The following is a 17678-nucleotide window of genomic DNA, read 5'->3' on the forward strand; positions in this document are numbered from 1 at the left end:
CGGCCAGTTGGCGTGCAACCGTGCTGAACGCCGTCCGAAACGCAGGCACCCTCGACTGACATCCGCGGGCAGCGGCACGTGCTCCGTGCCGAAGGGCGTCCGAAACCTGGCATCCCGGACTGAGATCCGCGAGCAGCCGGGCGTACTCCTTGCCGAACCCCGGCCGGATTGCGTCAGGTAGGCGCCGCCATCTGCGTAGAGTGCGGGACCATGTCCGCCGCTCCGGACCGGCCGCCGCTGTGGCGCAACCGGCCGTTCGTCCTGCTTGCCTGCGCCCGGGTCGTCTCCGTTCTGGGCAACGGTTTCGCGCGGGTCGCCCTCGCGTTCGCCGTCCTGGCGCTGCCCGGCGCCGGCCCCGGACGCCTGTCACTCGTACTGGCCTGCCAGGCCGTGCCGCAGCTCGCCTTCGTGCTGGTGGGCGGTGTCGTCGCCGACCGGATGTCCCGGTCCCGGCTGATGGCCACCTCCGACGTCATCGGAGCCGCGGCCTATGCCGGCCTGGCCGCCCTGGTCCTCACCCGGCACGCCCCGCTGACCGCGATGTGCCTGCTGGCCGTCGCCGCCGGTACCGCCACCGCCCTGTTCTCCCCGGCGATGGACGGCGTGGTCCCGCTCGTCGTGCCGCCCGACCGGCTCCAGCAGGCCAACGGCCTGCTCCGGGTCGGTACCAATATCTCGCTGCTGCTCGGGCTCGCCCTCTCCGGCGTCACCGTGGCCTGGCTCGGCGCGGGCTGGGCGCTGGCCCTCGACGCCGGCTCCTTCGTGGTCAGCGCGGTGCTGACGGCTCGGCTCGGCGTCGCGGACCGGCCGCGCAGGGGCACCTCCGGCTGGGCCGATCTGCGCGAGGGCTGGCGGGAGTTCGCCTCGCGGCAGTGGTTGTGGGCCGTCGTCGCCCAGTACACCGTGGTCGTCGCCGCCCTCAACGCCAACGTCGGCGTCCTGGGCCCGCTCGCCGTCCGTCACCACCTCGGCGGCGCCCGCGCCTGGTCGCTGATCGTCGCCGCCCAGGCGCTGGGGGCCGTGGCCGGCGCGGGACTCGCCGCCCGGGTACGGGTCCGCCGGCCGGTCCTGGTCGCGGTCCTGGCCACCCTGCCCTCGGCCCTGCCGATCGCCCTGCTCGGCGCGGGGGCTCCCGTCTGGGCGACCGCCACCGCGATGTTCGCCGCCGGCGTCTCCTCCGACGTCTTCGCCGTCCTGTGGTCCACCACCATCCAGCGCGAAGTACCCGAGGAGGCGCTGTCCCGGGTCAGCTCCTACGACTGGTTCGGCTCGCTCGCCTTCGCCCCCCTCGGCCTGCTCGTGGCCGGTCCCGCGGCGGCCGCATGGGGCACCGACCGGGCCCTGTTCACCTGCGCGGCCCTGGTCGTGGCCGCCACGCTCGCCGCCCTGCTCGCCCCGCAGGTCCGCACCCTCCGCAGCCCGGACGCGTCCTCGCCCCTGCCGCCGCGCCCGGCCGCTCCGGTCGAGGCGGCGGATGCCCCGTGACGTCGGCGTTCGGTCCGGCCTGATTGCGGGAGCCGAATGCGCTGGTGCGATCATCCTCCAATGCGAGAGATCGATGAGCTGGCCGATGTCGACGATCCGGCGTGGCCCGGACTCCAGGAGGCGCTCGCAGCCGGCCCCGTGCCGGTGCGGGTACTTCCGGCCGACCGCGACGAAGCGCGTCGCTGCCTCTTGCAGATCCAGATCACCGCGCGATCGGTGCTCGGCGCCCTCGTACTGAACACGGGCGGGCTGCTCCTGGACGACGGATGGGTACGCGTATTCGGCGGCGGTTCGCCGGCCGACCGGAGTCTGCCGAGCCTGGGGCAGGTCAACGGATTTCCCGCGGCCTTCGATCCCGCTTGGCGCCCCGCGGCCGGACTCGTCGTCGGCCACGACGTCGTGGGCGGCGTCTTCGCCCTGAACGGCCACGACCCCGCGGCAGCGGGCCGCCCGGGGGCGCCGGGCCAGCTGACCTACTTCGCCCCCGACACCCTCGCCTGGGAGCCACTGAGGATGGGCCACTCCGCCTGGGTCTCCTGGCTCCTGTCGGGCCGCCTGGAGACCTTCTACGACGGCCTGCGCTGGCCCGGCTGGCGCGAGGAGGCCGCCGCCCTGACCCCCTCCCAGGGCATCTCAGTCGTCCCCTTCCTGTGGACCGAAGAGGCCCACGCGGATCTCGCTGCCACGAGCCGACGCGCGGTCCCGATGCGCGAAGTCCTCGGAGTCGCAGCCGACTTCGCCACCCAAATGGGCCCGTCCACCCCCGGCTTCCTCGGTGAGGCATGACCCGTTCGGCCCGGCCCCAGGCAGCGGGGGAGAGGCCGTACGGGTCCCCACGGCAGGGGGCCGGCTCTGTTCACACGGGGTGGTACTTGGGCGCACCGGTGTCACCCCTGCTCGCCATGGGGCCGACCAGCTCCCCGATCGCTCGGCCAAGCGGCCAGGCTCGATGCCTCTCGGTCCCGAAGCAGGTCAAGGCTCGATATCGAAGAGACGGAGGGAAGACGGCGGTGGGGCGAGTACTCCGCGAAGGCGAGTGAGCATCGCCTGCCATTGTTTCCAGTCCTCCGGGTCCACCCAATTCGAGGCCGGCCCGGCCTCGTCGCCGGCAATGCGGGCGAGGGCTTCGTCGGCGAGTGTTCGAAGGTCGGTGGGAAACGTGGGCAGAGGTTTCTCCGGACCGTAGGGCGTGTCGACGGGTTCGCCTCCAGGGCATTGCGCCGCGATCAGTGCGGCCGCAGCCACCGCTTCGTCTGCTTCTACAAGGTAGCCAATGCGGTCGACCGTCCGGACGAGGACGCCTCGGATCAGGGATTCGCGTGCGTCGGGTTCGGCGTCGTCAAGAGCGTTGGCGAAGTCCGCAGCTGTGTCGTTGTCGAAGGGACCCGTGCCCCAGGTGCCCATGTCGATCTCCTCGGGTGGCTTCGCCGGGATCCTCGCATCCACCACCGACACCACGACCCCTCACGGGCTCTGGTGCTTCTCTGAGCGTCATGGGGGCGGCCCTTGCTGCCAGGATCGGCAGCGTGAAGACTCGCTTGGGGGTGAGACGGGTTGAGCTACGACCTCAAGGCAGTGATCGCGGGGCGCGGCTTGCTGGATGCGCTGACGGGTGATGTGTCTGCCGCCCGCCTCGTGGACTTGCGTCAGGGTTTGGCGCTGCTGCCCATGACCGATGCCTTGTCGGAGATGTTGACCGATGCGTCCCGGGCTCGCCATCCGGCCTTCTGGAGCCTCCCGGCCGGCTTCGACCAGGTGCTGGTCGAGTGGTCGCGGACCGGTCCCGTGGCCTATGTGGAAGCTGAGTACTTCGGAGGCGTGGGCCAGGAGAACGCGGCGGTCTGGCGTGACGGGGAACTCGTCCTTGGACCGCTCCACCTTGCCGAAGGTGAACCGGTGCCAGTTGAAGGAACCCCTGTCCGCCAGGCGCTGCGTGCGCTCGGCGTCAGTGCCGGCGAGGATGACGAGTTCACGGCCGCGGGCCTTGGCGCACACCGGAACAACGACGAGTGGTCGTCCTGACGGCGCGGACTCGGCAGTGGTGCAGCCCCGCGCGACCCAGCGGATTCTGCGCACGACGCTCCGCGGCGCCAGCGAATTCCACACCGCAGCGGCGTGAACCTCGGCGGCGGGGCTCATGCGGCGGGGGCGGGTTTCTGCTCGTCGCGGGGGAAGAAGGGGAGTTCGATGTAGACGCGGTCGGCGGCGGCGAGGATCTGCTGGGCGTCGTCGAGTGGCGGCTGGATGGCTTGGTTGATCCGCTTCTTGATGTCCGCGCCGGCGGCGCCCGAAGCCATGACCCTGCGGTCCCAGCCCCGGGTGAAGAGGGCACCGGCGCCGCCCAGGTCCAGGCAGGTGACGTACGGGCCGGGGGTGAAGTCACGCAGCGGTATCCGGAGCAGGTCGGCCGCCGCGTTGTAGCCGGCGACCTTGCCCAGTGGGGTGGCGTGCTGGCAGGCCCTGCATGACCGTGTGCTCGGCGTCGAAGGCCGTCGCGGCGGTGTCCCCGGCGACGAACACCTCGGGAAGGGCGCGCAGCCGCGCGTCCACCCGCACCCGGCCCAGGTGGTCGAGGTCGGCGTAGATCCGCCGGGTGAGCTCGCTGGCCCTGATCCCCACGGACCGGACCACCGCGTCCGCCTCGACCCTTGCGCCGTCGGACAGGACGGCGTAACCGTCGCCGACCTCCGTCACCGAGGTACCAAGGCGGCGTTCGACGCCCAACTCGTCGAGCGCCGCCTCGATTTCCGTGCGTGGGCCCGGGCCGAGCCGGTCCGCGACCACCTGCGACCGGTCGACCAGCAGCACCCGGCCCCTGGCGGCCAGTTCGGTCGCGATCTCCAGGCCGACGAACCCGGCACCGACGACCACCGCGGAGCAGTCCTTACGGCCGCGCAGGTGGTCGGTGAGCCGCCGGGCCCCCTCCAGGGTGTCGATGTCGAAAAGCCGCTCGGCGCCGGGCAGGCCCCGGGGCTGAACGAGGTTGCTGCCGGCCGCCAGCACCAGGCGGTCGTGGTCGATCTCCTCGCCGTCGGCCACCACCACCCGCCGGTCGGTGTCGATGGTGTTCACCGAGGCACGCAGGTGCTCCACGCCGATCGGCCCCAGGACCCTGCTGAGTTCGACCTTCGCCAGGTCCGGCTCCGGCTCGTACAGGCCCGCAGATCCCGCGCCTTCGACAGGTCCGCGGCGGCAGCGCGCAACCAGACCTCCTGCGTCACGTCCTCCGCTTCGGCCCCGGTGCCCAGGATCCGATGGGCCGCCCCGAAGACAGCGGGACGATGTGATTCCCAGTCGCCCTCCGCCAACCCACCGGCCATTTCCGCCCACCCGCCCGTAGAACGCTCTTGGGCCGGTGGTGCCTATGCGCTCCGCGGCTTGCGTCGCTTGCCCCGGCTGCCGTGGGGCCTGGCTCGCTCCTGGGCCGGCATCGTCGCTTCGAACTGGGCCTTGCTGGTCACTGCTCGTGGTTCAGGTACGAGCGTGGTCGCCGTCGATCGCCACGGGACAGCCGAGGCCCACCCGACCAGGGGCATGGTCTCGTCGTAGTGCGGAGCGAACTGCGCGACGGTGATATTGGGCATCCGGTAGTTCAGGCGGCGGACGTGTTCGAGGAACGTCTCGGGCAGCGATACGTGGTGGGTTTCCAGGTAGTGCGGGAAGTCCTGGCGCCACAGCCATGCTCCGTCGGTCACCAGGGAGGAACATCCGGAAGAGTGCCGGTGGACGCTGCCGGTGATGACGTCGTGTCCGCCTTCCATGACCTCGACGAGGACGTGGCCGGCGTCCAGGTAGGCCACCAAGTCCATCTCGTCCGGCTCACCGACGGGCTGGACGGCATCGTGTATCGATCCGTTCGGCCGGCCGGAGCGGCTGCCGAGTTCGTCGTAGAAGCCCAGCAATCCCAGCACTGCGTGCCTTTCGACGAGCTTTGGAGCAGCGGCAGCCCGCGCCCATGACGGGGGTACGGCGGAAGGTGCCGGCCGGGCGCGACCCGAGTACGGCTACGCGACGGGCGGCGCGCAATCGATGTCGGAGATCGGCGCGGCAGCCGAAGGCGTGGGGGCGGCGTCCTTGTCGAGGCCGCGGGCGGTGTGCACCCGGAGCAGTCCTTCGATGCCGCGCAGCAGGGTCTCGCCGGCCTGGACGGGGTCGCCGAGGTAGCCGGCGCTCATCGCGCCGTCGCGGAGCATGACGAAGTGCCGTCCGGCGTGTTCGGCGGGCGCGTCGGCGGTCTCGGCGAACAGTCCGGTGATCGTCTGGAGGAACCACGCGCGGTGCTGGACGACGGCCCGGTGGACCGGGTGGTCGCGAGCGGGGAATTCCGCCGCCGCGTTGAGGAAGGTGCATCCGCGGTAGCCGGGGGAGCGGATCTGCTCGACCAGGGCCGCGCCGATGCCCCGCAGGATGCCGTCGGCCGGCAGGTCCGCGGCCATCAGGGCGCCGACCTGGGTCCGGATCGCCTGGTCGACGCTCTCGATGTAGGCGACGGCCAGGTCCTCTTTGCTGCGGAAGTGGCGGTAGAAGGTGGCGTTGGTGACCTTCGATTCGGCGACCAGGCGGTCGACGCCCACCGTGTGGATGCCCTCCGCGTAGAAGAGCTGCCCGGCGGTCCTCAGGAGCCGCTCTCTGGCCTCGGAGACCCTTCTGCCGGTGCCTGCTTCCGTCTGTGTCATGTCGCCCATCGTAGCAGGTAGAACGGTCTCTCTATCTACGATGCAGAACGTTCTCTCTTGTTTTGGCGGCGCGAGTGTGCCAGGCTGCTCGACGAGAGCGATCGTTCTCTCTACTTCGAGATGAGGTTCCCGTGATCCTTCCTGCCGTCCGTCCCGCGCTCCGGCGCTCCGCGTTCGTCGGTGTGTCCCTCGCCGCGGCCGCGGCGTTCTGCGTGCCCGTCGCCGACGCCGCCGCGCACCACGACTCGGCCACCGGCCCGAAACCGACCGTCGTGTTCGTGCACGGCGCGTTCGCCGACTCCGCCGGGTGGTACGGGGCGATGGACCGGCTGCGCGGCGACGGCTATCCCGTCCGGGCCGCGAGCAACCCGCTGCGCGGCCTGACCAGCGACTCGGCCTACGTCCGCCAATTCATCGACAGCATCAAGGGGCCGATCATCCTGGTCGGCCACTCCTACGGCGGTGGCGTCATCAGCGAGGCCGCCGCGGGCGACCCGAACGTCAAGGCGCTGGTGTACGTCGCGGCGCTGGTGCCGGACACCGGCGAGACGATCGGTGACCTGACCGCCCGCCCCGTCGCCCACCCGGTGCCGCCCCTGCCGCTGCAGCAGGTGGCCGTCACGCAGCCGGACGGAACCCCCGGCACCGACCTCTACATCGACCCGGCCCAGTTCCGGGAGACCTTCGCCGCCGACGTCAACCCGGTCCAGGCGGCCGACATGGCCGACGCGCAGGAACCGGCCAACTCCGAGACGACCACCGAGCCCGCCACCGCGGCCGCCTGGCGGTCCATCCCCTCGTGGTACCTGGTCGCCAAGCAGGACCACGCGCTGAGCCCGGACCTCGAGCGCTGGATGGCCCAGCGCGCCGGAGCGCACACCGTCGAGGTCAACTCCTCGCACGCGGTCATGGTCAGCCACCCCGCCGCGGTCGCGAACCTGGTCGAGCAGGCGGACCAGGGCACCCGCTGACACACCCGCCGCCCGGGCCGGGGGAGCCCGCCTGCCCCGGCCCGGGCGGCCGACCCGTCCCGTACCCATCCCCGTACACCTCCCGCATTCACTGGAGAACCCCATGGCATCCGCCGCCTCCGCCCAGCACGTCGGCACCATGCCCGCCCTGCGCCGGCTGTACGTCGTCCGCTTCGTCTTCGCCGCCGCGTGGGCGGCGCTCCTGCTGGTGTCCGGCTCCGACCTCACCACCGGGGCCAAGCTGCTGCTGTTCGTCTATCCGGCCTTCGACGTGGTCGCGGCCGTCGTCGACGCCAGGTCGGCGCGTGCCACGGGGCCGGTCAAGGGCCTGTACGCCAACATGGCCATCAGTACGCTGGCCGCCGTCGGCGTCGCGATCGCCGGCGCCTCGGGCACCGCCGACGTGCTGCGCGTCTGGGGCGCCTGGGCGATCGTCTCCGGCCTGGTCCAGCTCCTCGTGGGCGTCGCGCGCCGGCCGCTCGGCGGCCAGTGGGCCATGATCGTCAGCGGCGGCATCTCGGTGCTGGCCGGCGCGTCCTTCGTCCGAAGCGCTTCGCAGGACAACCCATCGCTGACCGCCCTCGCCGGCTACGCGACGCTAGGCGGGATCTTCTTCCTCGTCTCGGCGATCCGCCTGTCCCGCTCGACCGCCAGGGGCTGACCCCTGCCGACCGAGGATCGCAACCACCAGACATGGCGTCCGAGTTGGTACTTCCCACCCACAGCCAACGGCTCGGTCCGCGATTGATGGTGGGTGCGGCTCCCTCTCGGGGTCAGCTGATCCGGGGTGTTGCGATGACCGTTGACCGGAGTGTTGCGACGGGCGGCGGTCGGGATATTCGATGGTCGCCGCTTGCCGAGGGTGGTCATACTGCCGCGATGGATCCGGTGACTCTTGAGACCGACCGTCTGGTGCTGCGGGCCCTCACACCTGCCGACGTGGATGCGGTGTACGAAGCCTGCCAGGACGAGGACATCCAGTTCTATACACCCGTGCCGGTGCCGTACCGGCGTGCGGACGCGGAGAAGCTCGTCGGCGAGAAGCTGCCCGCTCAGTGGGCCGAGGACAGGGACTACACCCTCGGCGCGTTCCGCAAGGACACCGGCGCCCTGGTCGGCTCGTACTGCCTGACCCTCGTCAGCCGCGGCGTCTGGGAACTCGGTTACTGGGCCGTCAAGGAACAGCGCGGACGCGGGTACTCGGTGGAGGCCGCTCGGGCCCTGTGCGACTGGGGCTGGGCTACCCTCGACGTCCACCGCATCGAGTGGTGGGCCATGGCCGGGAACACCGGCTCGCGTGCCGTCGCCGAGAAACTCGGCTTCACCGTCGAAGGGACACTGCGCAATCGCGGCATCGCCAACGACGGCAAGCCGCACGACTGGTGGGTGGGCGGACTGCTGAGGCCCTGATGCCCGGGCCGGTGCTGGTCCGGATGCGTTTGCCGATCTGTGGCTCGCCCGGTGCGGGTCGGAGCTTCACGAGCGGCGTGGCGCCGAGCGGCAGCGGGAGGCCGGTGCCGGCCCGAAGCACGACCTGGTCCCCACCGACCGCCTGCTCGTCACCCCGGTCCACCTGCGCGCCGGGCTCCCGCACGCCCAAACCTCAATCGCGCACCAAGTCGTAAGCGCATGGAACGCGAGACCGCACCGGAGTACTACCCGGCCGGGTGTATTCGAGGGCGCGCCTGTGCGGCGTACAGGGCCGCGCCCAGGAGCGCCGGGGTCTCGCCGTCGTGGTGGACGCGGACCGGCAGCCGGGCCAGGACGGGTGAGTGCTCGGCGAGGGCGGTGAGGAACGGAGGGCCGAGCAGCGGCCAGGCGGCAGTCATGGAGCCGCCTACGGCCAGCGCGTCGGCGCGGAAGGCGGCCAGCCACGGCGCGAGCGCGGCACCGAGCGTGTGCAGGGCCGACTCGACCACCGCACGGGCTGTCGCGTCGCCCTGCCCGGCGAGTTCGGCAAGACCGCGTACCCCGTCGACGGTTCGTCCGGTGCGGCGGGCGTAACGGCCGGCCATGGCCCGGGTGGAGACGGTGTCCTCCAGCGGGCCGCCGTCGACCGTGAGCAGGTCCAGCCTCCCCTCGGGGGGCACCCGCGGGCCTTGCGTCACCGCGGCGCCCTCGTCCAGGAAGGCGGAACCGACACCCGTTCCCAGTGTGACGGCGACCATCCGCCCGGGCTGTGGGTCATCGGTGCGGCGGGCGCCGAGCGCGAAGGCGACGGCGTCGCTGAGGAACCGCAGCCGGTCCGGACGCAGGCGCAGACGTTCTGCGAGGGCTTCCCCGACGGCGAGGCCGTCGAGGGCCGAGAACTTGCCGACGCCGCGGTAGCGTGCGACCCCGGTCGCATAGTCGAACGGCCCCGGCACGGCGATACCCCACGTCGCATCGCGGATTTCCGGGGGAAGGCCGCCGGCTGCCTCGGCGAGAGCGGTGAGGAAGGTCTCGGCGTCGGTGTCGGGCCGCAACGGCAGACGGCGCCGTGTGCCCGCCAGGATCCGGGCCGCCCCGAGATCGATGGCCGCCGCGGTGACGTGGGAGCCGCCCACTTCGAGGACGGGGACCAGGTCAGAAAGAAGAGTCATCGCGCACCTGCCGCGGCCGCGGATGATCGACAAGAGTGGTCGCGACGATCACCCGCCGCGGCTGGGCGGCAGCAGCGGCCTCGCGCCGCTCGTACAGCAGTGCCGCGGCGGCCCGGCCGACCTCGGCCGGGTCGTAGGAGACCACGGTGAGCGGAACGTCCAGCATGTCGGCGAGTTCGATGTCGTCGAAGCCCGCGAGGGCCACCGGGTATCCACCGGCCCGCACCGCGCGCAGCGCCCCCACCGTATTGCGGTTGTTGGCGGTCAGCAGCGCGGTCGGCGGATCCGGCAGGACGAGCATGGCGCGTGCCGTCTCCTCGGCCAGCGCGCTGTCGCCGCGGTGCCGGCTGACGTACCGTTCGTCCAGCGCGATGCCGGCCTCCTCCAGCGCGACGGCGTAGCCGCGGAAGCGTTCGGATCCCGTCCACAGCGACGGCGGCAGGCCGAGGAAGCCGATGCGCCGGTGGCCGCGGGCGATGAGCTGCCGGCAGGCCGCGCGGGTGCCGCCGAAGTCGTCCACGAGGACGCAGTCGGCCTCGATGCCCATCGGCGGGCCGGCCGCGAGCACCACGGGTGTGTCGCGCAGTTGCTCGCCGCCCAGGTGGCTGTGGTCGTGTCCGGAAGGGACGACCACCAGGCCGTCGACGCCGCGCTCCAGCAGATCGGCGACGACCTCGCGTTCGACGGCCTGGTCCCCGCCGGTGCTGCCGAGTACAACGCGCGCGCCCTGCCGCAGGCAGACCTCCTCCAGGCCGATGGCGAGCCGGGCGTAGAAGGGGTTGGCCAGGTTGGTGACGACCAGGCCGACCAGCTCGCTCGGGCCGCCCGAACGCAGGCTGCGCGCCTGCTTGTTGGGGCGGTAGCCAAGGGCGGCGACCTCGGCCAGCACTCGCTGGCGGGTCTCCTCGCCGATCCCCGGCCGGCCGCGCAGGGCACGGGAGACCGTCATGGTGCTCACGCCGAGCCGCTCGGCCACGTCCCGCATGGTGACGGCCTGTTCGGGTCCCTGCTGTGCGCTCATGCCACCTGTGCCTTCACCAGCCGGAGCGGTTCCGGCCCCTGGTTGTGGACACGGTACGCGGTGACGGCCGCCGGGACGGCGAGGGTTTCGGCGTAGTGCAGGACGTGCGTGTCCCCGCCCGCCGTGGTGATCAACGCCTCCTGCCCGTCGACGAGGGTCAGGACGTGGAAGCGGCCGTCGGTGTGCTGCTCGGCGAGGGCGTCCGGTTCGACGGCGATCCGGCGTACCTGGAAGAACATCTCGGGCAGCGCGCCGATCAGTTCCTCCCGCCAGCCGTCGCCCCCGCCCAGCGCCCGGGGGTGCTGGACCAGATCGCGGGCGACCGCGTCTCCCGACCGTGCCGGATCGAGGTTGCGGAAGGCATGCTCGACGTGGACGGCGCGCTGCCGGCCCGCCGCGTCCCGCCGCAGCCAGTCGTAGAACCGCAGCGAGTACAGGTACGGGGTGGCGCTGACCTCCAGTACCACGTTGCCCTCGCCGCTGCCGTGCGGGGTCCCCGCCGGCACGAGGTAGAGTTGCCCGGCCTCGGCGGGGAAGGCCTGCACGTAATTCTCGATGTCGAACGGGGTGCCGTGCCCGTCAGCGGCGTGTGCTTGGCGCCGGAAGTCGTCGATCCCGATGCCCTCGCGCAGGCCGAGGAACACCTTGCTTCCGGTGCCCGCCCGCATGAGGTAGTAGCTCTCGTGCTGGGTGTAGGGCCAGCCGAACACGGTGCGCATCTCGTCCGGCTGCGGGTGGCAGTGCACGGACAGGTTGCCGCCGCCGACCGTGTCCAGGTAGTCGAAGCGCACCGGGAAGGACGTGCCGAACATCTCGTGCACGACCGGCCCGAGCAGCTCGCGCGGGGCCAGGGCGACGACGAGCTGGAAGGGCACCTCGACGCTGCGACCCGGGCCGTCGCCGAGCAGGACGCCGCTCTCCGGGGCGATCAGCTCGTAGCCGAGCGCGGTGTTCGGGGCCTCGGGGTTGTGACCGAGCACCTCCTGTCCCCAGTGTCCGCCCCAGGGCGTGGAGTTGAAGGTCGGCCGGGTACGGAAGGGACGGCCGGCGAGCATGCGACACGTCGCCCGCAGCGCCGCCCCGTCGACCGACGTGGGCGCGGCGGGGTCGGTGACGTCCAGCCAGCGGTCGATGCGCTCGGCCATGGCGTCGCGGTGCCGGTCGAGCAGCGGCCAGTCGATGTAGAACAGCCGGCGCAGCGTGGGCTGTCGCCCGGGCGGGGCCGCGAGGTTGCGGCCGGTGCCGTGCGCGACCGACGCTTCGGCGTACCGCTTCGGCAGATCCGCCCACCACAGCACGTCCGGCCCGGCCAGGGCGGCGCCGGGCCCGATCAGGACCCGCAGGCCGTCCCCGGCGTCCCCGGCGGCCCCGGCGGCCCCGGCGGCCGCGGCGGCCGCGGCGGCCAGAGCGTCCGGATCCATCAGGTCCGCGAGAGCGCCGCCGGCCAGTCGTGCGAAGTCGGGATCGTCCCGCAACTCCTCCGACTCGGTCAGCCGGCACACCGTCTCCCAGTCCCGGGCGGCCGCACGCACGTCCACGATCTCCACGCGCGGCCGCAGAGCACTCAGCACGTCGTGCAGCCGGCCGGCGACCGCCGCCCAGTCGAGTACGGCCGGCCCGTCGACGGCGAGCACCCGCGTGCCCGCCGGCAGCGTGAGAGCGGCGGCCTCCCAACCGGCCTCGACCGTGCCGTCGGCGAGCGGGTAGCACGGCGTCGGGTCGTACCCCGGCGCCCGGGTCTTCGTCAGCGGTCCTGCGGTCATGTCACCCGTCCTGTGAGTTGACGTTAACGCACCGATGCCCGCGGATCGCGGCCGATCATCTACGTTATCGTTAACGTACACGAGCGGCGGAGCTCCGGCCACCGCCCGGTGCCGGAGCCGCCGGCGGGGACCACCCGTGCGGCGAGTCCCATCCGACTGACGCCGACACCACCGAGCAGGCGAGGAAATACGGGCGCGCCGAGCGGCACCTGCATACTGCTGCGGAAAGAGAAATCACAATGATTTCGAGCAGCGAGCGGGCTCGCCCCGGCTGATTTCGGAGACGGTATGACGATGTGTGTGCGGCGTCTGTGGTGGCTCGCCGGAATCATCGCTGTCAGCGGCCTGCTCGTCTCGTGCGGGCGTTCCGTGAACGGAAACGGCGCCGGGCCGGACACCGGCGACCGGGGGCCGATCACGTATGTCCAGGGCAAGGACAACACCGGCGTCCTGAAAACCATCATCGCGCAGTGGAATTCCCTGCACCCGGACGAGAAGGTCACGCTCAAGGAGCAGTCGGACAACGCCGACGAACAGCACGACGACCTCGTCCAGCACTTCCGGGCCAAGGACCCCGGCTACGACGTGGTCGGCGTCGATGTGATCTGGACCCCGGAGTTCGCGGCGCAGCGGTGGCTCGAACCGCTCACCGGCGCCTTCGCCGTCGACACCGGGCCCCTGCTGCCCGCGTCCGTGGAGGCCGCCTCCTACCGGGGAACCCTCTACGCGGCTCCCGGCACCACGGACGGCGGCATGCTCTACTACCGGACGGACCTGGTGCCGAAACCGCCGACCACGTGGGCGGAGTTGACCGCGGACTGCCGTATCGCGCGGGCGCATCACATCGGCTGCTACGCGGGTCAGTTCGCGCCGTACGAAGGGCTGACCGTGAACGTCTCCGAAGCGATCTACTCCGCCGGCGGCACGATCCTCACCCCGGACGGGAGCAGGGCCGACGTGGACACGCCCCACGCCGCGAAAGGGCTGTCCTTCCTCGTCGACGGTTTCCGCACCGGGGACATCCCGAAAGAGGCCCTCACCTTCCAGGAAGAACAAGGACGGAAGGCATTCGAGGCGGGACAGCTCCTCTTCCTTCGCAACTGGTCGTACGTCTACAACCTCGCGGCCAATGACCCCACCTCGCGGGTGAAGGGGAAATTCGCCGTCACCCGCGAGCCCGGCCCATCGGGCCCCGGCGTGAGCACACTCGGCGGACACAGTCTCGGACTGAGCGTCTACTCCAAGCACAAGGCGACCGCCCTGGATTTCATGAAGTTCTACGAAAGCCCGCAGATCCAGCGTGAGTTGCTCGTCAAGGGGGCATACGCCCCGGTGCTGAAATCCCTCTACACCGACCCGAAGCTGCTGGCCGATCCCGCTCTGGGTTACCTGCGCACCCTCGGGGAGAGCCTTGCCACCGCCAGGACCCGCCCGGCCACACCGTTCTACCCGGGTGTCACGTCGGCCGTTCAGGAGAACGCGTTCGCGGCACTCAAGGGCAATCTGTCCGTGGCCCAGGCACTCACGTACATGCAGGCGCAGATCAACTCGGCGCTCCACGGCTACCAGGGAGCCTCCAAGTGAAGGCAGAGGACCATGTGTCGCCTGTTCGGCCTCAGTAGCGCGCCGCTGCGCACCCACGCGACCTTCTGGCTGCTGGACGCCCCGGACAGCCTCAGCCGGCAAAGCCACCGCGATCCCGACGGGACCGGCCTGGGGTATTTCGCGGCGGACGGCGTCCCGCACGTCGACAAGGCACCGCTGGCCGCCTACCGCGACCGTGCGTTCGCCGAGGAGGCCCGGGAGGTGGAGTCGACGACCTTCGTCGCCCATGTGCGCTTCGCCTCGACCGGCAGCCTGGACATGCGCAACACCCATCCCTTCGAACAGGACGGGCGGCTCTTCGCCCACAACGGGGTGATCGAGGGCCTCGGCGAACTCGACGACCACCTGGGCGAGGACCGGTCCCTGGTCCGGGGCGACACCGATTCCGAGCGGCTCTTCGCCCTGATCACCCGGGAGACCCGGCGGCACGGCGGTGACGTCACCGCGGGCATCCGGCAGGCCGCCGGGTGGATCGCCGCGAACCTTCCCGTCTACGCCCTGAACCTGATCCTCATCACCCCGCGGGAACTGTGGGCGCTGCGCTACCCGGACACCCACGACCTGTACGTCCTCGAGCGCCCGGCCGGCGGCCAGCACGGCGGCCGGCATCTCGACCACAGCGGAAGCCACGGCCGTATGCGCGTCCACTCGGCGCACCTCGCCGACCACCCCGCTGTCGTCGTCGCCAGCGAGCGCATGGACGACAATCCCCACTGGCGCCGGATGGAGCCCGGCGAACTGCTCCACGTCGAGGCCGACCTGCACGTCAGCCACGAGGTCGTCCTGCCGGATCCCCCGGCACACCGGCTCACGCTCGACGACCTGCAGCCCGACGCGGCGACCTCCCAAAAGGCCACCTAGCGTTCCGTTCTGATCGAGCCGACGGTCAGGGCGAGGGCGGCAGGGGCGCGGCCGAAGCGTCGGTCGCGGCGTCGGCGCGGCGGTTGGCCCGGTCGATCTCGGCCATGTGCTCCTCGGCCCAGGCGCGCACCGCGGCGAGCGGCCCGTCCAGCGACAGGCCCAGCGGCGTGAGCCGGTAGTGCACGCGCGGCGGCACCGTCGGCTCGACGCGGCGCACGGCAAGTCCGTCCCGTACCAGGTTCTGCAACGTCGCCGAGAGCATCTTGTGCGACACCCCCGGCATCCGGCGCTGGAGTTCCGCGAACCGCACCTCGTCCGGCGCGGCCTCCGCCAGCACCTTCACCGCCATGGACATCCACTTCGTGCCGATGCGGTCCAGGAGCCGCCGCGTCGGGCACAGCGGGTCGAACAGGTCACCGCGGGCACCGGACACCGGCCCCTCCCGCCGACCGTCCCCGCCGGGTCCCTCCGCTGTGCGGCCCTGCGCCCGGGGGCCGTTCGCGCGGCCCGAGGCCCCGTGTCCGGGCGGTGGGATGGTCACCTCGCGCTCACCACCTGACGTGTCGGTGCGTTCTTGGGCGAGTCAGCGTAGTCGCCTAACGTGAGGTTGTCACCAAAGGTGACCACTCCCACCACTTATGCCTGCACCGGAGTTGCCATGAGCACGGCCTTCCCGCCTGCCGCCGTCCCGCCGTCCGCCGGCATCGAGACCCGCCGCGTCACCGCGAACGGCGTCGAGCTGAACGTCGCCCTCGCCGGCGACGGCCCCGCCGTCCTGCTGCTGCACGGCTTCCCCCACACCTGGCAGGTATGGACGCACGTGATCGGCGCGCTGGCGCCCGCGCACCGGGTGATCGCCCCGGACCTGCGCGGCTTCGGCGCGAGCCAGCGGGCCGCGGACGGATACGGCGCCGGCACCCTCGCCGCCGACGCCGAGGCGCTGCTCGCCGAGCTCGGCGAAACCTCCGCCGATGTGGTCGCCATCGACGCGGGCACACCGCCCGCCTTCCTGCTCGGACTGCAACGCCCCGCCCTCGTACGCCGCCTGGTGCTCATGGAGTCGCTGCTGGGCCGGCTCGCCGGCGCGGAGTCGTTCCTGTCGGCCGGCCCGCCCTGGTGGTTCGGCTTCCACGCCGCCCCCGCGGCACCGCCCGTGCCCGGGGCGGACGCCGGGTACGGACTCGCCGAGTCCGTACTGCTCGGCCACGAGGCGGAGTACGTCGGCTGGTTCCTGGCCCAGGGCACGCTCGGTGAAGGCGTCGCACCCGAGATCCGCGACGCCTTTGTCGCCGCGTACACCGGCCGCGAGTCCCTGCGCTGCGCCTTCTCCTACTACCGCGCGCTGCCCACCGGCGCCGCACAGATCGCCGCCGCCACCGCCCGCTCCCGGCTGACCGTCCCCACCCTGGCGATCGGCGCCCACCCCGTCGGGGACGCGCTGGCCCGGCAGCTCGCTCCGGTCACCGACGACCTGACCTCACACCTGCTCGCCGATACCGGCCACATCATCCCGCTGCACCGCCCGGCCGCCCTGCTCGACCTTCTCCTGCCCTTCCTCGCGGTCGGGTGAGGCGGCGACCTGGAGCTTCGAGTCCGGCTTCCAGTCCCGGACGAGGAGCCCGAGCAGCACCTCGTCCAGGAACTCGCCCATCACCCAGGCCGAGGAGCGCAGCACGCCCTCGCGGACGAAGCCGTTGCGCTCGGCGGAGCGCAGCATCGCGGCGTTGTCCGCGAGCGTCTCGATCTGCAGCCGGTGCAGGCCGCGCACGACGAAGCCGTAGTGACACAGCACCGCGACCACGTCGGTGCCGTAGCCCTTGCCACGGAAGGACGGCCGCAGCCCCAGCCCGACGTGTGCGGACCGGTGGTGGGTGTCGATGCCCCACAGCGTCGCGGTGCCCACCAGCGTGCCGCCCTCCAACTCCACCACGGAGAACCGGACGTGCCCCTGTTCCGTGTCGTCCGCCACGAGCCGCGGATCCTTCGCGCCGGGCGCGATCGGCCGCCACGGCCCGCTCTCGGCCCGCGAGGAGTTGACCACGTCGTCGTACAGCTCGGCCCGCAGGATCGGGATGTCGTCCTCGTGCCGGGCCCTGAGCCCGACCTTGCCGCCTCGTAGCATGCGAGCTTCCTATCCGTCCGCCCCGGCCTGCGGCAAACCAATATGCGGTCACCCCGGTCGCTGCGGCGGCGGCAGCGGATGAGGCTCCGCGTGAGCAGCCGGGGCGGCTCCCCGTTCTGGGAGTCGCCCCGGAGACGTCCGCGCTCAGGTGCCCGGATCAGATCAGCTGGACGCCTGCGCGTCCGTGCTCGATGAAGAACTTCTGGGCGTCGAAGCCCGGGGCGCCGGGGCGGCTGACGTACTGGACGTCGTGCTGGACCGCGGTCATGCCGGTCGGGGTGAACTCCGACTTGATGTAGCCGCGCAGGCCGTCGACGTACTTCACCCACGGGTTCTTCAGCCAGTTGTTCTTCGTGGCCGCGCTGCCGGGGTCGTCACCGGTCGACGTGATCGACGTGGCGATGAACTCCGTGCCCACGATCGGGCTGCCGGCGTTCGGCACCTCGAGCAGGGCGTCCAGGACGATGGTCCAGTTCATGTCGCCGGTCAGGATCACCGGCTGGAACCCGGGCTCGTAGTACGCGCCGTAGATGCGGTTCCGGGTGGGGCTGGAGGCGGGGGATGTCGCCGAGCTGCTGGCCCTGGGCGATGA

At 71.8% G+C, this 17678-nt stretch carries 19 protein-coding genes and 2 pseudogenes; 9 read left to right on the forward strand and 12 right to left on the reverse strand.

The genetic code is table 11. The features are described 5' to 3' along the window. Positions 1 to 210: 210 nt before the first annotated feature. Positions 211 to 1485, forward strand: coding sequence for an MFS transporter (locus tag ITX44_RS05735; protein ID WP_205355938.1), 1275 nt, complete (start codon positions 211 to 213; stop codon positions 1483 to 1485). Between the two features lie 60 nt (positions 1486 to 1545). Continuing rightward, positions 1546 to 2271 carry a DUF2625 family protein gene (locus tag ITX44_RS05740; RefSeq protein ID WP_205355939.1) on the forward strand — a complete coding sequence of 242 codons (726 nt, stop codon included), beginning with the start codon at positions 1546 to 1548 and terminating at the stop codon, positions 2269 to 2271. A 186-nt stretch (positions 2272 to 2457) separates the two neighbouring features. On the opposite strand, the gene ITX44_RS05745 is transcribed toward ITX44_RS05740, so the two are convergent. Then, on the reverse strand, positions 2458 to 2889 hold the full coding sequence (locus ITX44_RS05745; RefSeq protein WP_205356282.1) for a DUF4259 domain-containing protein: 432 nt from the start codon (positions 2887 to 2889) through the stop codon (positions 2458 to 2460). A gap of 150 nt (positions 2890 to 3039) precedes the next feature. Between ITX44_RS05745 and ITX44_RS05750 the strand changes: the two genes are divergently transcribed. Further along, on the forward strand, positions 3040 to 3507 hold the full coding sequence (locus tag ITX44_RS05750; RefSeq protein WP_205355940.1) for a hypothetical protein: 468 nt from the start codon (positions 3040 to 3042) through the stop codon (positions 3505 to 3507). A gap of 113 nt (positions 3508 to 3620) precedes the next feature. Here ITX44_RS05750 and ITX44_RS40795 read toward each other — a convergent pair whose 3' ends face one another. From ITX44_RS40795 to ITX44_RS05770, 5 genes are all read right to left on the reverse strand, one after another. Continuing rightward, positions 3621 to 3782: a hypothetical protein gene (locus ITX44_RS40795; RefSeq protein ID WP_236060140.1), complete on the reverse strand. Its 162-nt coding sequence runs from the start codon at positions 3780 to 3782 to the stop codon at positions 3621 to 3623. Positions 3783 to 3864: 82 nt separating this feature from the next. Continuing rightward, the gene (locus ITX44_RS05755) at positions 3865 to 4578 is read right to left on the reverse strand and encodes an NAD(P)/FAD-dependent oxidoreductase (protein WP_307795118.1); all 714 of its coding nucleotides are present in this window, start codon (positions 4576 to 4578) and stop codon (positions 3865 to 3867) included. Further along, complete coding sequence (locus tag ITX44_RS05760) at positions 4554 to 4805, reverse strand: sigma factor (RefSeq protein ID WP_372440839.1); 252 nt, start codon at positions 4803 to 4805, stop codon at positions 4554 to 4556. The genes ITX44_RS05755 and ITX44_RS05760 overlap by 25 nt, the downstream gene beginning before the upstream one ends. A gap of 42 nt (positions 4806 to 4847) precedes the next feature. Then, the gene (locus ITX44_RS05765) at positions 4848 to 5396 is read right to left on the reverse strand and encodes a hypothetical protein (RefSeq protein ID WP_205355941.1); all 549 of its coding nucleotides are present in this window, start codon (positions 5394 to 5396) and stop codon (positions 4848 to 4850) included. Between the two features lie 93 nt (positions 5397 to 5489). Further along, positions 5490 to 6170, reverse strand: coding sequence for a TetR/AcrR family transcriptional regulator (locus ITX44_RS05770; RefSeq protein WP_205355942.1), 681 nt, complete (start codon positions 6168 to 6170; stop codon positions 5490 to 5492). Positions 6171 to 6292: 122 nt separating this feature from the next. Between ITX44_RS05770 and ITX44_RS05775 the strand changes: the two genes are divergently transcribed. From ITX44_RS05775 to ITX44_RS05785, 3 genes are all read left to right on the forward strand, one after another. After that, positions 6293 to 7132 carry an alpha/beta fold hydrolase gene (locus tag ITX44_RS05775; protein WP_307795119.1) on the forward strand — a complete coding sequence of 280 codons (840 nt, stop codon included), beginning with the start codon at positions 6293 to 6295 and terminating at the stop codon, positions 7130 to 7132. 103 nt (positions 7133 to 7235) lie between these two features. Continuing rightward, positions 7236 to 7793 (forward strand): hypothetical protein, encoded by a 558-nt coding sequence (locus tag ITX44_RS05780; protein ID WP_205355943.1) that lies wholly within the window; start codon positions 7236 to 7238, stop codon positions 7791 to 7793. A gap of 218 nt (positions 7794 to 8011) precedes the next feature. Further along, the gene (locus tag ITX44_RS05785) at positions 8012 to 8542 is read left to right on the forward strand and encodes a GNAT family N-acetyltransferase (RefSeq protein ID WP_205355944.1); all 531 of its coding nucleotides are present in this window, start codon (positions 8012 to 8014) and stop codon (positions 8540 to 8542) included. Between the two features lie 245 nt (positions 8543 to 8787). On the opposite strand, the gene ITX44_RS05790 is transcribed toward ITX44_RS05785, so the two are convergent. From ITX44_RS05790 to ITX44_RS05800, 3 genes are read right to left on the reverse strand one after another with little or no spacing between them, the layout of a single operon-like run. Further along, positions 8788 to 9714 (reverse strand): ROK family protein, encoded by a 927-nt coding sequence (locus ITX44_RS05790; RefSeq protein WP_205355945.1) that lies wholly within the window; start codon positions 9712 to 9714, stop codon positions 8788 to 8790. Continuing rightward, positions 9698 to 10735 (reverse strand): LacI family DNA-binding transcriptional regulator, encoded by a 1038-nt coding sequence (locus ITX44_RS05795; protein ID WP_205355946.1) that lies wholly within the window; start codon positions 10733 to 10735, stop codon positions 9698 to 9700. Before ITX44_RS05795 ends, ITX44_RS05790 begins: the two co-directional genes overlap by 17 nt. Further along, the gene (locus ITX44_RS05800) at positions 10732 to 12498 is read right to left on the reverse strand and encodes a class I mannose-6-phosphate isomerase (protein ID WP_205355947.1); all 1767 of its coding nucleotides are present in this window, start codon (positions 12496 to 12498) and stop codon (positions 10732 to 10734) included. Before ITX44_RS05800 ends, ITX44_RS05795 begins: the two co-directional genes overlap by 4 nt. A 294-nt stretch (positions 12499 to 12792) precedes the next feature. Here ITX44_RS05800 and ITX44_RS05805 point away from each other — a divergent pair, with 294 nt between their 5' ends. Both ITX44_RS05805 and ITX44_RS05810 read left to right on the forward strand, forming a co-directional pair. Next, entirely contained in the window at positions 12793 to 14082 is a 1290-nt protein-coding gene (locus ITX44_RS05805; RefSeq protein WP_205355948.1) for an ABC transporter substrate-binding protein, read from the forward strand. Positions 14083 to 14094: 12 nt separating this feature from the next. Continuing rightward, complete coding sequence (locus tag ITX44_RS05810; protein ID WP_205355949.1) at positions 14095 to 14964, forward strand: class II glutamine amidotransferase; 870 nt, start codon at positions 14095 to 14097, stop codon at positions 14962 to 14964. A 25-nt stretch (positions 14965 to 14989) separates the two neighbouring features. Here ITX44_RS05810 and ITX44_RS05815 read toward each other — a convergent pair whose 3' ends face one another. Beyond that, entirely contained in the window at positions 14990 to 15397 is a 408-nt protein-coding gene (locus tag ITX44_RS05815) for a winged helix-turn-helix transcriptional regulator (RefSeq protein WP_205355950.1), read from the reverse strand. Between the two features lie 225 nt (positions 15398 to 15622). Here ITX44_RS05815 and ITX44_RS05820 point away from each other — a divergent pair, with 225 nt between their 5' ends. Then, a complete protein-coding gene (locus tag ITX44_RS05820; RefSeq protein WP_205355951.1) occupies positions 15623 to 16534 on the forward strand; it encodes an alpha/beta fold hydrolase in 912 nt (303 codons plus the stop codon). A 15-nt stretch (positions 16535 to 16549) separates the two neighbouring features. Here ITX44_RS05820 and ITX44_RS05825 read toward each other — a convergent pair. Continuing rightward, a pseudogene (locus ITX44_RS05825) lies at positions 16550 to 17086 on the reverse strand (GNAT family N-acetyltransferase); the annotation flags it as partial. Positions 17087 to 17243: 157 nt separating this feature from the next. After that, positions 17244 to 17624 (reverse strand): annotated as a pseudogene (locus tag ITX44_RS42065) (hypothetical protein); the annotation flags it as partial. Positions 17625 to 17678 lie beyond the last annotated feature (54 nt).

It is taken from the genome of Actinacidiphila acididurans, from assembly GCF_016918855.1.
Classification (GTDB): domain Bacteria; phylum Actinomycetota; class Actinomycetes; order Streptomycetales; family Streptomycetaceae; genus Actinacidiphila; species Actinacidiphila acididurans.